Source organism: Halomonas litopenaei (genome assembly GCF_003045775.1).
Classification (GTDB): Bacteria; Pseudomonadota; Gammaproteobacteria; order Pseudomonadales; family Halomonadaceae; genus Halomonas; species Halomonas litopenaei.
In genome coordinates this window covers 520,421-534,453 of record NZ_PXNS01000005.1, presented here as the reverse complement: position 1 = coordinate 534,453, position 14,033 = coordinate 520,421, and the positions used below count along the sequence as shown (strand labels likewise).

The 14,033-nt window shown below is 65.7% G+C and carries 11 protein-coding genes; 1 reads left to right on the top strand and 10 read right to left on the bottom strand.

Going from position 1 to position 14,033, the window contains the following annotated elements; all coding sequences use genetic code 11:
• Positions 1-247 precede the first annotated feature (247 nt).
• The 3 genes from C6W88_RS11150 to dctP form a co-directional block, all read right to left on the bottom strand.
• Positions 248-637 carry a DUF4168 domain-containing protein gene (locus C6W88_RS11150; RefSeq protein ID WP_108132478.1) on the bottom strand — a complete coding sequence of 130 codons (390 nt, stop codon included), beginning with the start codon at positions 635-637 and terminating at the stop codon, positions 248-250.
• 292 nt (positions 638-929) lie between these two features.
• Positions 930-3,125, bottom strand: a complete 2,196-nt coding sequence (locus C6W88_RS11145) for a TRAP transporter large permease subunit (protein ID WP_108132477.1) — start codon at positions 3,123-3,125, stop codon at positions 930-932.
• Between the two features lie 93 nt (positions 3,126-3,218).
• Positions 3,219-4,388 (bottom strand): TRAP transporter substrate-binding protein DctP, encoded by a 1,170-nt coding sequence (gene dctP, locus C6W88_RS11140; RefSeq protein WP_083970293.1) that lies wholly within the window; start codon positions 4,386-4,388, stop codon positions 3,219-3,221.
• A gap of 674 nt (positions 4,389-5,062) precedes the next feature.
• On the opposite strand from dctP, the gene C6W88_RS11135 reads away from it, so the two are divergent.
• On the top strand, positions 5,063-5,935 hold the full coding sequence (locus C6W88_RS11135) for a DMT family transporter (protein ID WP_108132561.1): 873 nt from the start codon (positions 5,063-5,065) through the stop codon (positions 5,933-5,935).
• Between the two features lie 16 nt (positions 5,936-5,951).
• On the opposite strand, the gene C6W88_RS11130 is transcribed toward C6W88_RS11135, so the two are convergent.
• The 7 genes from C6W88_RS11130 to doeB form a co-directional block, all read right to left on the bottom strand.
• On the bottom strand, positions 5,952-6,764 hold the full coding sequence (locus tag C6W88_RS11130; protein ID WP_108132476.1) for a DUF1206 domain-containing protein: 813 nt from the start codon (positions 6,762-6,764) through the stop codon (positions 5,952-5,954).
• A gap of 61 nt (positions 6,765-6,825) precedes the next feature.
• On the bottom strand, positions 6,826-7,785 hold the full coding sequence (locus tag C6W88_RS11125; protein WP_108132475.1) for a cyclodeaminase: 960 nt from the start codon (positions 7,783-7,785) through the stop codon (positions 6,826-6,828).
• Positions 7,786-7,843: 58 nt separating this feature from the next.
• Positions 7,844-8,878 (bottom strand): hydroxyectoine utilization dehydratase EutB, encoded by a 1,035-nt coding sequence (gene eutB / locus C6W88_RS11120; RefSeq protein ID WP_108132474.1) that lies wholly within the window; start codon positions 8,876-8,878, stop codon positions 7,844-7,846.
• Between the two features lie 264 nt (positions 8,879-9,142).
• Positions 9,143-10,552, bottom strand: a complete 1,410-nt coding sequence (locus C6W88_RS11115; RefSeq protein WP_045992026.1) for an aminotransferase — start codon at positions 10,550-10,552, stop codon at positions 9,143-9,145.
• 109 nt (positions 10,553-10,661) lie between these two features.
• Positions 10,662-12,131 carry an NAD-dependent succinate-semialdehyde dehydrogenase gene (locus C6W88_RS11110; RefSeq protein ID WP_045992027.1) on the bottom strand — a complete coding sequence of 490 codons (1,470 nt, stop codon included), beginning with the start codon at positions 12,129-12,131 and terminating at the stop codon, positions 10,662-10,664.
• Between the two features lie 246 nt (positions 12,132-12,377).
• Positions 12,378-12,863 carry an Lrp/AsnC family transcriptional regulator gene (locus C6W88_RS11105; protein WP_045992028.1) on the bottom strand — a complete coding sequence of 162 codons (486 nt, stop codon included), beginning with the start codon at positions 12,861-12,863 and terminating at the stop codon, positions 12,378-12,380.
• Positions 12,864-12,977: 114 nt separating this feature from the next.
• Positions 12,978-13,991, bottom strand: a complete 1,014-nt coding sequence (gene doeB, locus C6W88_RS11100) for a N(2)-acetyl-L-2,4-diaminobutanoate deacetylase DoeB (RefSeq protein ID WP_108132473.1) — start codon at positions 13,989-13,991, stop codon at positions 12,978-12,980.
• Positions 13,992-14,033: the final 42 nt, after the last annotated feature.

Sequence of the window (14,033 nt, the reverse complement as noted above, 5' to 3'; positions counted from 1 at the left end):
GATCGGCCTCTCGCCAAACGCCGCAGAAGCCATCGAGCGTGGCCCGGAGAGCCAGGCATTGCTGACACTGCGACCTGATGACCGATCCATCCTTCGTTGATCACGACTTCACACCCGACCGGCCGCTCGAATCCTCGCCCTGTGCAAACATCTTCAGCACTGCAAACAACAACGCCCGCCGACCTCGAGGGCGGCGGGCGTCGATCTAGGCGGCCAGTCTCTTTGACTGGCGAGTGTGGCGGTCAGCTCACGACTGCGCCATCTCCTGTACGCGCTTCATCATGTCCGGGTTCTGCTGGATAGCCTGACCGATAGCGTTGAAGGTCTCGACCTCGAGCCCGCTCTGCTGGACGGCTTCGACCATCTTCTGGTTGGCCTCGGTGCGCACATCCTGCTGGGCCTGCTGGCCTTCGGCTTCCTGCAACTGCTGGGTGTAGTCCTGGGAAATCGCGGCGATCTCCTTGGAAGCGTCGGCGAATTTCTCGAGCTGGGCATCAGAGAAATTCTGCGCCTGAGCGGCAGCCTCGACGTCAGCGTTGCCTGACGCCTGCGCGTTTGCTTCCTGGGCATGGGCGGTGGCGCTCATCAGACCAGCAGAAAGCAGGGCGGCGGTGATCAGGGCGGTGAATCGTTGCATGAAGTCCTCCAGGAGGTGGTTGAGAATTCGTCAATCGCTCGCACAGTGTGACGACGCAGTTGCATGAGGGTTCCCCACAATCGTGTTACGAAATGCAAGCCATTTTCGCCTCCGCGTCGCCGGTCGGCGACAACCGCCAGAGGCCACGGCAGGCCATGGGGATAAGCGTCATGATACGCCACGCAATTCTTCGGCGAAGCACCGAAAAAGGCGTGTTGCCTGCCACTGCTGAACATCTTGCAAAAACGCCTCCGGCCGAGTCGGCCGGAGGCGTTGTCATGACACCGCCCGACTAGCCGTAGGCCAGGTTGGGCAGCCAGGTGACCAGTGCCGGGAACATGATCACCAGCAGCAGGCCCAGCGCTTGCAGCGCAAGGAAGGGAAAGGACGAGCGGAAGATCTGGCCCATGGTGATATGCGGCGGACACACCCCCTTGATGTAGAACAGCGCATAGCCGAACGGCGGGCTGAGGAAGGACATCTGCATATTGACCAGGTAGATCACCCCGAACCACAGCGAGACGTCGGCGGGGTCCACCCCGGGCAGGCCAAATACCCCGGTGAAGTCCAGCCCCTTGATCAGCGGTACGAAGATCGGCACCGCCAGGAGCAGGATACCGACCCAGTCCAGGAACATCCCCAGCGCCACCAGCAGCACCATCATCAGCGCCAGCACCGCGTAGGGGCCAAGCCCTGCCCCGGCGATCAGCTCCTGCACGAAGGTCTGGCCGCCCTGCAGGATGTAGAAGCCGACGAAGATGCTGGCACCGAAGATGATCCACATGACCATGGCGGTCGCCACCAGGGTGGTCATGCAGGCGGCGTGCAGGTTGGGCCAGGTCAGCCGCTTGTGCATCGCCGCCACCACCAGCGCACCGAAGGTGCCGATACCCGCCGCCTCCACCGGGGTCGCCACCCCGGTGAAGATGATGCCGAGCACCAGCAACACCAGGGCGATAGGCGCCAGCATATTGCGCAGCAGGCGCAGCTTCTCGGCGGTGGAGACCCGGTCTTCCTCCGGCATCGGCGGCGCCACCTTGACGTTCAGGGTGCCCCTTAGCCAGCAGTAGAAGGCGTACATGCCGGCCAGCAACAGGCCGGGAATCAGCGAGCCCAGGTAGAGCTCGCCCACCGACTGCTGGGCGATGACGCCGTAGATGATGGCCAGGATGGACGGCGGGATGAGGATACCCAGGGTGCCCCCGGCCATGATCGATCCCAGCGCGATCTCAGGCTGGTAGTTGCGCTTGAGCATGGCCGGCAGCGCGATCAGGCCCATGGTCACCACCGCCGCGCCGATCACCCCGACCATGGCGGCCAGCAGCGTCGAAGCGATGATGGTGGCGATCGCCAGGCCCGCCTTGAGACCGCCCATCCACTTGTAGACCACATCGAACAGCTCTTCGATGATGCCGGCCTTCTCCAGTACCGAGGCCATGAAGATGAACAGTGGAATGGCCGAGAGCTGGTAGTTGGTCATCATCGGGAAGATGCGCGAAGGCATCAGGTTCAGCATGTGCTGATCGCCCACCAGGTAGAGGAACACCACCCCCAGACCGCCGGTAACGAAGGCCAGCGGTAGCCCCGCTACCAGCACCACCATCAGGGTGCCGAACATCAACAGGGTCAGCGCTCCGATACCTACCGTGGACAGCGAGTTCTCAAGGCTGAGCGCCAGGCTCTCGTAGTCGGTCAGGGCGATATTGACGATTTCGTGGATGGTGTAGGCGCCGAGGATCACCGCCAGCACCACCAGAATGCTGGCAAACACCGTCGAGCCTTCATGGTGCTCGCGGTGGTGACGATAGGCCTGGAGGTCCTTGATCAACTGCGCGATCCCCTGCAACAGCAGCAGCAAGGCACCGAAGAACAGCATGAACTTGACCGGGAAGTACTGCACTGCCCATTCGGTGAAGGACACCTCGTTGGCGTAGCTGTCACCGAACCACCAGACGTCGCTGACCGACTGCGAGAAGAAACGCCAGCCGGTGGTCAACAGCGCCAGGGTGAAGATGAAGAAGAAGATCGAGGTGACCAGGTCCAGCGCGGCCTTGTTGAGCGGCGCCGCCCGCTGGTAGAGGATATCGACGCGCACATGCCCGCCCTCGCGCAGCGCGAAGGCACCCGCCAGCAGGTACTGCATACCGAACATCAGGGTCATCGACTCGTGAGCCCAGTTGGTCGGCGAGTTGAAGGCGTAGCGCAGCACCACCTCGTAGGTGAACACGAAGGGCGCGATCAGCGACCAGTAGGCCACGTAGCGCCCGGCAAAGCCGGAAATGCGGTCGATGCCGCGGGTCACCACATTGCCAGGCGCTGCGTAGGCCTGTTCGCTCGTCGCGACGGGGGTCTCGGCAGTATCGCCACCGCTCACCTCGCCACCCCGGCGGAAGCTTCGATCCACCAGCAGCATCACGATCAGCGGCAGTCCTGCCAGCACCGCCCAGTAGAGCCAGTGCGGCAGAACGAAATCAATCTGTAGATTCATTGACGCTCCTCCGCTGGTCGCCTGGCGTTTCGCCAGGCGACCACGGAATATTCATCGACGTCGACCGGGTCGCCCCGGTCGACACGTGCAGGCCTAGGCGTTGAGCTCGAAGTCCTTGATGTCCTCTTCGGTGATCAGTGCCACCGACGGATCGAGCATGGTGTTGAGGTGGGCACGGAACAGCTTGGCCGCGTCCGGATCCTTGTTGGCCCATTCGAACCACAGCGGGATCGCGGCGTCGCGGAAGCGGTCGGCGTCGTCCTCGGACAGGTGGATGATCTCGACGCCCTTCTCGCGGTACTTGGGCCAGGCCTCGGCGTTGGCCTTCTGGATGGCGGCGTAGTGCTCGCGGGAGTAGGCCGCGACCAGGTCATGCATCAGGTCCTTGGTCTGGTCGGACATGCGCTCGTAGACCCGGCGATTGACCGCGATATCCATCAGGTCGACCGCCTGGTGCAGACAGGGAGTCGAGGGCGGGCCCATGATGATGTAGTCGGTCACCTGCCAGAAGCCCAGCTCGAAGTTGACCGCCGCACCGGTGTAGTCGGCGGCGTCGATGGTGCCCTTCTCCAGCGCCGGATAGACCTCGGAGCCCGGCAGCAGCGTGGTGCGCGCACCGATCTTGGCGAAGGTCTCGGCGACGATGCCGCCGGGCATGCGGATCTTCACCCCTTCGAAGTCATCGAAGCTTCTCAGCGGTACCTTGGAGTGGATCAGGTTGAGGTCGTGGTGGACGTAGCCCAGAAGCTCCTGACCCTGCTTGCGGTAGAGGTCCTTGGCGATGCCGAAACCGCCGTAGGCACCGAACATCATGTCCCACTGGTGGGGTACCGACAGGCCCATGGGATAGGCGGTGAGAAAGACCCCGGCGGGCATCTTGCCCGGCCAGTAGACGGTGAACCAGTTCTGGCCGTCGAGCACGCCGTTGCGCACCGCGTCGGCTACCTCGAAGGCACCGGCCACGGCTCCGGCCGGGAACGGCTCGATGGTGACCTCGCCGCTGGTGGCCTCGGCGACGCCGGCGGCCCACTCCTCGAAGATGCGGTAGCCGGTGGTGCCGGGCTGCCAGGATGACTGCATGCGGATGCGGATGCCCTGCTGAGCCTGGACGTTGCCGACCCAGGGTGCCGCCACCGCGGCGGCGGAACCAACCGCAGCAGCCTTCAGAAAGCGGCGGCGGTCCGGGGTCGCGATGCGTTCGGACAGGGAGGCCGTTGGCGAGGCCGTATCAAGGTCTTGCTGGGGCTTGTCTAGCCGGGACATGGCATAACTCCTGGTGGATCGGTGCGGTCTCGATCTGCCGCACCCGGTGTGTTGTTGTTGTCGATCCATGGCATCGTCATGAGCGCTCGAGGCACTTTCGCAGCAAGCGAGGCCCGCCTGTTGCAAACGATTTGCGCCGCTGCGCTCTTGAGCCGGGCGTTGCCCGTGCGCGTCCTTGCGAGGACCTCCTCGGGGCATGAACGGGACATCGCTTCGATGCAAGCGAGGCGTCCCCCTCCCGGGGCGTCATCGAAAAGAAAGCTAGCGAAAAGGCCCCAGGCGGCCAACGGCCCCATTCAACGCAACCTGTCTGCATTATTGGTCTGACCAGCGGCCATTTCGCCTATAAACTGCGCAAAAACAAGCATCGGCGTGGTCAGACCAATCTCACTTTCCCTCCACGACCTACGACCAAAGCACGAGAGCAACGCTTGGCAATCCCCTCCTTGAGGGAGGCGGGATAGGGCATCATGATTGGGCGCTCGCCCTGCCGATGACATGAACCACAAGGAAGTCCCCGCGATGCCACCCTCAGAGATCACCGCCCAGCCCCCGCTTGCCGCATCGTGTGTCGGGTGGCCGCTTACCGCACCTTTTGTCGGGTGCCCGCTTACCGCACCTTGTGCGAGGTGCCCGTGAGCCGCCCCGCCCTGCCGTCCTGGCTGTTGCCGGCCATGCCGCTGGTGTTCGTGGTGCTGTGGAGCACCGGCTTCATCGGTGCCAAATTCGGCCTGCCCTACGCCGAGCCCTTCACCTTCCTGAGCATTCGCTTCGCCGCCACCCTGGCGCTGCTGGTCCCCATCGTCTGGCTGACCCGCTCGGCCTGGCCCTCGAGTCCCCGTCTGTGGGGGCATGTGGCGGTGTCCGGCTGTCTGGTTCACGGCGGCTATCTGGGCGGCGTGTTCTACGCCATCAGCCTGGGCATGCCGGCGGGACTGGCGTCCCTGCTGGTGGGGTTGCAACCCTTGCTGACCGCTGCGCTGGCGGGCCCCCTGCTGGGCGAGCGGCTGTCTGCGCTGCAGTGGATGGGACTGGCCCTGGGGCTGGCCGGGGTCAGCCTGGTGCTGGGAGGCAAGATGGACCTGTCGGCGCTGTCCTTCGAAGGGTTTGGCTGGCCGGCGCTGGCCTGCACCCTGGTGGCGCTGGTGGGGATTTCGCTAGGGACGCTGTACCAGAAGCGCTATTGCAGCGGCATGCCGCTGCTCGGCGGCACCGTGGTGCAGTACCTCGGGGCGCTGGCCTTGCTTGGCGCCGGCAGCCTGCTGCTGGAAACCCGCGAGGTGGAGTGGTCGCTGACCTTTGTGCTGACGCTGGGCTGGCTGGTGCTGGTGCTGTCCATCGCCGCCATCATGCTGCTGATGATGCTGATCAAGCGTGGCGAGGCGTCCCGCGTCGCCAGCCTGTTCTACCTGGTGCCGCCGGTCACCGCGGTGGAGGCCTGGTGGCTGTTCGATGAAGGGCTGCCGCCGATATCCCTGATCGGCATGGCGCTGGCCATTGCCGGCGTCGCCCTGACCGTGCGGGCCAAGAAGCCCCGGGCGTCCTGAACGGCCGCTTAAGGCGCTACACTTTCACCTTGCGAAAGCGGGCATTGATGACGCAGTAGGTACCGTAGTTCATCAGTCCACCGGCCACGGCGGCGAGCAGCCAGGGGCCGAAGGGCTGGGCGGCCAGGGTATCCAGGGTGCCGCCAAGCCCTTCGGCCTTGGCGGGATCGACCTGCCAGGCGGCCACCAGCAGAAAACTGCCGATCAGCGCGAACACCAGCCCCCTAGCGGCCAGACCCCAGCGGCTGAGGCCCGAGGCCAGATCACGCTGGCGTTGGCTCATGTCCTGCTGACGCCAGCGATTGAGATAGCTGCGCGCCAGCGCGCGCCACGACTGACGTAGCCCCACGCCGATAAAGATCGCCCCCAGGATCGCCACCAACCAGACGCCGCCGGGGTGCGACATCAGCATGGCGGTGCGCTCCTCTGCGCCGCCGGTGGTCTCCTGGGGATCGTCGAGCAGCTCGACACCATACCAGCCGAGACTTGCGTAGATACCACCGCTGATGACCAGCGCCAGGCGGGTACCCAGGGCCTTCCAGCTACGCCCGCGGTGCTCGACATCGAACAGCCCCTGCAAGCCCCGCCAGGCGGCGTAGGCATAGAGCCCCAGCACCAGGGCCCCCAGCATCAGGGTGCCGAAGGGCTGGCGAGCTAGGTGCGCCAGCGCCTCCTTGGTGCCGACGTTGTCGCCGCCAAGGCCCGCAGCGCCGAGTGCCGCCAGCACGCCGATCAGCAGGTACACCAGCCCCTTGGCGGTATAGCCCAGGCGGGCGATGATGACGATCAGTCGGCGCCGGTGGCGCAGCAGGCACTGCAGCGAGGGCATGGGGGCTCCTGTCGGGATTAGGGTCCCCCATCCTCCCCAAAAATGCCTGATTCGGCAAAGCCTATCGTGCCGAATCCTCAGCCGACAGACGCGTCAGGGCGAACCCGGCGATGGCCGTGTCCTGGACACCGGTACCGGTCAGGTCGCATACCGTGATGGTGGCGTCCGACAGCCGCAGACGCTCGCCGCGGGCAATGACCGCACCCAGTTCGTGGACCTTGAAGGGCACCTCGCGACCGGCAAGGGCCTTGAGCTCGCCGTTGGACTCGCTCTGGGGCCGGGTATCGCAGACGAAGGCGTCCGCGCGGGTCAGCACGCTCTCGGCCAGTTCACGCTTGTCGGGACTGTCGGAGCCCATGGCGGTGACGTGGACGCCCTCCGGCAGGTCCGCCGCCTCGAGGATCGGCGTCTGCGACGGCGTCGTGGTGACGATGATGTCGGCCGCTCGGCAGGCCTCGCGCACGCTGTCGTGGACGGTGACCTCGAGACCCGCAGCGCGCATGCGGGTAGCGTATTCCTCGGCGGCCTCCGACCTTCGCGCCCAGACGTCGATGGCGGTGATGTCGCGCACCAGCCGCAGCGCCTCGACCTGCTTGACCGCCTGCTCGCCGGCCCCCAGCACCGCGACCCGGCGGCTGTTCTCCCGCGACAGGTGCTTGGCGGCGATGGCGCCGGCCAGGGCGGTACGTACCATGGTCAGGTAGCCCTCGTCGAACAGCACCGCATCGACGAGCCCGGTGCGCGCGGAGAACACCATCATCAGCCCGTTGAGGCTTGGCAGCCCCAGCTTGGGGTTGTCGAAGAAGCCGGGGCTGACCTTGATGGCGAAGCGCTCGTTGCCACGAATATGGGCGGTCTTGACGTCGACCTCGCCGTTGGCCTCCTCGATGGCCATGGACAGGATCGGCGGTTGCACCACCTCGCCACGCCCCAGGGCGGCGAAACCGGCTTCCACCGCCGCCAGCGCGTCCTGGTCGATGGCGACCGCCTGGCTGATCTGCTCACGCTTGTAGAGTTGCATCCTTGGCTCCTGATCGGGTTGTTGCTGGGCTTGTCTGTCGGTTGGTGGCCTTGACGGTCTATCGCTGGCCTTGACTGGCGCAATCCGCCGCCAGGCGGCGCGCCTGATCGAGGGTATCCAGTGACACCCCGTTGCCGGAAAGCACCAGCACGACCCGCTCCCCCTTGACCTCGAGGTGGCCCTCGGCCAGTGCCGCCAGTCCCACGGCGGCGGCGCCTTCGACCAGCAATTTCTCGCTTTCGAGCATGTCCACCATGGCCTGGGCGATGGCGCCTTCCGACACCTGACAGTGGTCGTCCATCACCGCTTCGACCAGCGCCAGGGTGCAGCGGTTGTCGAGGCCGATGCCGCCGCCCAGCGAGTCGCCCAGGCTCTCGACCTCTTCCACCGCCACCGGCTTGCCGGCCTTGAGGCTCTCGCACATGGCCGCCCCCGCCGACAGACTGACCCCGCTGATTCTGGCCTGGGGTCGAACGCCCTTCAGCGCGGCGCCGATGCCGCCGAGCAGACCACCGCCGGACAGCCCGACGATGACCCGATCGACCCGCGGCAGGTCCTCGAGGATCTCGATGCCGATGGTGCCCTGCCCCGCCGCGATCAGCGGATCATCGAAGGGGGGAATCAGCGTCATGCCCTCTTCCTGCACCAGCCTTGCCACCTCCTCGAAGGCCTCGTCCTGGCTGGCGCCGACGCGACGCACCTCGGCACCGAGCGCCTCGATGGCAGCGACCTTGTTGGCCGGCACCAGCCGCGACAGGCAGATCACCGCCGGCACCCCCAGGCTGGAGGCGGCGTAGGCCACGGCGCGGCCATGATTGCCGGTGGACGCGGTGGTGACGCCCTGGGCCAGGGCCTCGCGTCCATGGCGCTCGATCAGTGCGGCGATCATGTTGGTGGCACCGCGCAGCTTGAAGGCGCCGGTGGGCTGCAGCGTCTCGAGCTTGAGATAGACCTCGGCGTCGAAGCGTTCGGACAGGGCCCGCGACAGCACCAGTGGCGTGCGCGTTACCTGACCGGCGATGCGTCCCCGGGCCTTGAATATCTCGTCCAGGGTCACGCCGTGACTCGGGCAAGGGGGTGAATCCACCTTCATGACCTTCTCCTTGAACTCATATCGTGAAGACCGGTTGCCAATGCCGGGAGGGCAGGCCCTGTCGGCGGTTCGGCGCTCGCCTACCTGTTCCGCGCTCGCCTATCTGTTCCGCGCTCGCCTACCTGAATGAAAACCGACAGGGGCCGCCTCCTTCAAGGAAGCGGCCCCTTTTGCACCTGCCAAGGTGCGGGCGTCAGGCCAGACACCGGCCTGGGCTTGGACCAACCATCGGACCAGGCATCAGGCCAATCATCGGACCAGGCATCAGGCCGTCTGCAGTACGCCTTCCTTGACCAGCTCGTCGGTGACCTTGTTCACCGCACGCTCGGCGCGGGCAACGATCTCGTCGACCTCGTCACGGGTGGTGACCAGCGGCGGCGCGAAGCCGAGGATGTCCCCCTGGGGCATCGCCCGGGCGATCAGGTTCTGCTCCAGCGCAGCGGCGGCGATGCGTGCACCGACCTTGTGGCTGGGATCGAAGGGACGGCGAGTCTCCGGGTCCACGGCGAATTCCAGCGCCGCCAGCATGCCGACGCCGCGGGTCTCGCCGACGATCGGGTGATCGCCGAAGGCGGCCTGCATGCGGCTCTGCAGATAGGCGCCGGTATCACGGGCGTTGCCGGTCAGGTCCTCGCGCTCGATGATCGCCAGGTTGGCAAGGGCAGCGGCGCAGCCCAGGGCGTGACCGGAGTAGGTCCAGCCGTGGCCGATCGGGCCAAGCTCGCTGGTGCCCTGCTCCAGCACCTGCCACACGCGATCGCCGACGATCACTCCGGACAGCGGCTGGTAGGCGCTGGTCAGGCCCTTGGCGATGGTGATCAGGTCGGGCTTGATGCCGTAGGCATGGCTGCCGAAGTCGGCGCCGATACGGCCGAAACCACACACCACCTCGTCGGCGATCAGCAGGATGTCGTACTTGTTCAGTACCGCCTGGATCGCCTCCCAGTAGCCTTCCGGCGGCGGCACGATACCACCGGTGCCGAGCACCGGCTCACCGATGAAGGCCGCCACGGTGTCCGGGCCCTCGGCCAGGATCATCTCTTCGAGCTTGGCCGCACAGTGGGCGGAGAACTCGCGCTCGCTCATGTTTTCCTGCTCGGCGCTGCGCTGGTAGTAGTGCGGTGCTTCGGTGTGCAGGATGCCGGCCATGGGCAGGTCGAACTGGTCGTGGAAGGCCTTGAGCCCGGTCAGCGAGCCGGTGGCGAGACCGGAACCGTGATAGCCGCGCTGACGCGAGATGACCTTCTTCTTCTGCGGACGGCCAAGCACGTTGTTGTAGTAGCGCACCAGCTTGAGCTGGGTCTCGTTGGCATCGCTGCCGCCGAGGCCGTAGTAGACCTTGGACATGCCGGGGCCGGCGAGCTTGAGGATCTGCTCGGACAGGGCGATCTGCGGCTCGTTGGAGTGACCCACGTAGGTGTGGTAGTAGGACATCTCCAGCGCCTGCTGGTAGATGGCCTCGGCCACCTCGGTACGGCCGTAGCCGATGTTGACGCAGTACAGCCCGGCAAAACCGTCGATGAACTCGCGACCGTCCTTGTCGACGATGTTGATGCCCTTGCCGCCGGTGATCACGCGACCCGGTGCGTCGCCATGGGCGAAGTCACGCAGGTGGGTGGAGGCGTGGAAGGTTACCTTGCGGTCGCGGTCGATCAGGTCCTGATGGGTGCTCATCTCGTTTCCTTTTTTTCCTTGGACCGCCCTCGCCGGGAGGGCGGCGTCATCTGTTCATCGAAAGGTGGCCGGCCCGCTGTCAGGCCGGCGATCACTGCCGCTCAGGGCATCAGCTGCCGGAGACGGAGCCCAGGGCGCCGAGGCAGTAGTACTTGGTTTCCAGATACTCGTCGATGCCGGTCGCGCCGCCTTCGCGGCCAAGGCCGGACTGCTTGACGCCGCCGAAGGGCACCGGCGGGCCGGTCATCTTCACCGAGTTGACCGATACCATGCCGAACTCCAGCGCCCGCAACAGCTTCCAGATGCGGCGGATATCGTGGGTGTAGACGTAGGCGGCAAGACCATACTCGGTGTCGTTGGCCAGGGCGATCACCTCGTCGTCATCGCGATAGGCGGTGACACCGGCCACCGGCGCGAAGCACTCCTGACGCCACACCTGCATGTCCTGGGTCACCCCGGTCAGCAGCACCGGCATGAAGAAGTTCTCGCCCGGCGCCTGGGACTGGTCCCCGGCCACCAGGGTGGCACCCTTCGACAGGGCGTCATCCACCGTGGCGCGGGCATTTTCCACCGCCCGGCGGTGAATCAGCGGGCCGAGATCGACTTCACTTTCCATGCCGTTGCCCACGGTCAGCGCGGCCATGCGCTCGGTGAAATGCTCGATAAAGGCGTCGTGGATCGACTCGTGGACCAGGATGCGGTTGGCCGCCAGGCAGTCCTGACCGGCGGTCTGGAACTTGGCCGCCACCGCGGCCAGGGCCGCTTCCTTGGGGTCCATGTCGGGGCCGATGATAAAGGGCGCATTGCCGCCAAGCTCCATGGACACACGCTTGACCGTGGGCGCCGACTGTTCGAGCAGCAGGCGGCCGACCCGGGTCGAGCCGGTGAAGGATACCGCCTTGACGCGATCCTCGGCACACAAAAGCGAGGACACCTGGGCGGCGTCGCCCAGCACCACATTGAAGATGCCCGCCGGAATACCGGCACGCTCGGCCAGCTCCGCCAGCGCCAGCGCCGAGAACGGGGTCTCGTTGGCCGGCTTGACGATCACCGGACAGCCAGCGGCCATGGCGGCGGCGGCCTTGCGGGTGATCATCGCCAGCGGGAAGTTCCACGGCGTGATCAGAAGCGCAATGCCCACCGGCTCCTTGATGGTGCCCAGCGCCGCATTGGGGATGTGGCTGGGGATGGTCTCGCCGTAGGTACGCTTGCCTTCCTCGGCGAACCAGCGCACGAAGCTGGCGCCGTACTCGACCTCGCCACGGGCGTCGGGCATCGGCTTGCCCTGCTCCAGCGTCATGATGGTGGCCAGATCCTCGCGATGGGCCTGCAGCAGGTCGTACCAGGCCAGCAGCCGCTCGCAACGCTCGTCGGCGCGCAGCGCCCGCCACTGGGCAAAGGCCTCGTCGGCGACGTCGACACTGGCGCGGATCTGCTCGGGCTCGAGCAGCGGGATATGGCCGATCACCTCGCCATTGGCGGGGTTGATCACCGCTTCCTCGCGGCCTTCGTCACCGTGGGTCCACTTGCCGCCGATGTAGGCGTACTGACGGAACAGGCGCGGATCGCTGAGTTTCATGACACTACCTCCCCAAGTGTGTCCCGCCGCAAGGTCAGGGGGTGCGGAACACGAAAACGACGTCATGGCCAGCGCCATGTACTGCCGTCATGGTAAGGGAGAAGCCAGGGTCGGACTTTTTGAAGCGCCCGTCTGTCGATGGCGTTTTTTTTGTCCAGAACCGTGAAAACGCGGTTTTTTCTGCAACGCCTGTTTTAGCAAAAACCTGCAAGCCGACAAGAACTTCCGGGCCTGTGCCGATGGCGCTCAGAGCGCCCCGTTGGCCAGCTCGTCGATATCGACTCCCTCGCGAGGAGCCTTGACCGTCTTGGTGACGATATAGGTGAAGTAACGCTCGATGCCGACATCCGAGGTCAGCCAGTCGTCGATCAAGCGCTGGTAGGCGTCGATGGTCTCGGACTCGACCTTGATCAGATAGTCGACTCCGCCGCCCACCGCCACGCACTCGGTGACCGCGTCGGTGGCATGCACCAGCGACTCGAAACGCTGGAAGCTTTCGGCATTGTGGGCCTTGAGTTCGATCTGAACCCACACCGGGGTACGCCGGACCAGGGCGCTTGCGTTGATCCGGGCGCAGTAGCCTTCGATGATGCCGGCCTTCTCGAGGCGGCGGACGCGCTCCCAGCAGGGGCTCACCGACAGGTTGATGGCCTCGGCCAGGCGGGACTTGGTGATGCGGCCGTCGCGGGACAGGATGGAGAGGATCTTGAGGTCGTAGCGGTCGAGTTTCATGGCCGGGCTTGTGTGGTTGAACGGGACCGCCCCGCGAGAGGCTCTCGGCGGGGCGCTGATGACGAGAAACGGCGGGCGGGCTCGGGCAAGACGGTATCCCGAGCCCTGGCCCGTTCAGTCGCCCAGGGTCTCGACCACCTCGGCGATGACGGCGATGGTGTCGCCCATGTTCACCTGGGCGGGGAAGCGTCGAGCCGCCAGGATACCATCACGCTCGGCACGGTACTCGATCGGCTCGGCGCCGCTGCGGGTCATGTCGTAGACCCGGGCGATCACGTCGCCCTTGGCAATACTGTCGCCGAGGGCGTGGGTCAACTCCAGAAGCCCGGTGTGCTCGCTTTGCACATAGCAGCTGGCATCCGGCATATCGAGATAGACCTGGGTCTCGGGCATGGCCACCTCGCCGTCCTTGAGCCCGAAATGGATCAGCACATTGTCGATGCCGCGCTCGGTGATGGCCAGGCTCTCCGGCGTGGAGGTGCCGCCGCCCCCGAGTTCGGTGGCGATGAAGATCTTGCCCTGGTTCTCCACCACGGTATCGAACAGCGCCGCGGCGTCCAGCTCGAACATCATCATCGCATAGGGCGCGCCGAAGGCCTTGGCCCCTTCCAGCGCCTGACGCTGCTGTTCGGGGTTGTCGAGCACGTGGGAGGCACCGAAGGGAATGATGTCCAGGGTGCGGCCGCCGGAGTGCAGGTCCAGCACCACGTCGGCCATGGGCACCATCTCCCGGGTGAAGTAGTCGGCGATCTTCTCGGTCACGCTGCCGTCCGGGTCACCGGGGAAGCTGCGGTTCAGGTTGCCACCGTCCATCGGCGAGGTGCGACGGCCGACCTGGGCCGCCGGGGTGTTCATCATCGGTACGATGATCACCCGTCCCTTGACGTCTTCGGCCTTGAGCGAGGTCGAGAGCTTTTGCAGCGCGGTGATGCCCTCGTACTCGTCGCCGTGATTGCCACCGGTCAGCAGGGCGGTGGGGCCTTCGCCGTTGGCGATCACGGTCACCGGGATCATCACCGCGCCCCAGGCGGACTCGTCGTTGGAAATGGGCAGTTTCAGAAAGCCGTGCTGCACACCCTGGGCGTCGAAGTCGACGGTGGCGGAGATGGGGCTCTTGCGCTTGCTCATGGTGACTCCAGAAACAGGGACAACGGTCAGATTGGATTGTAG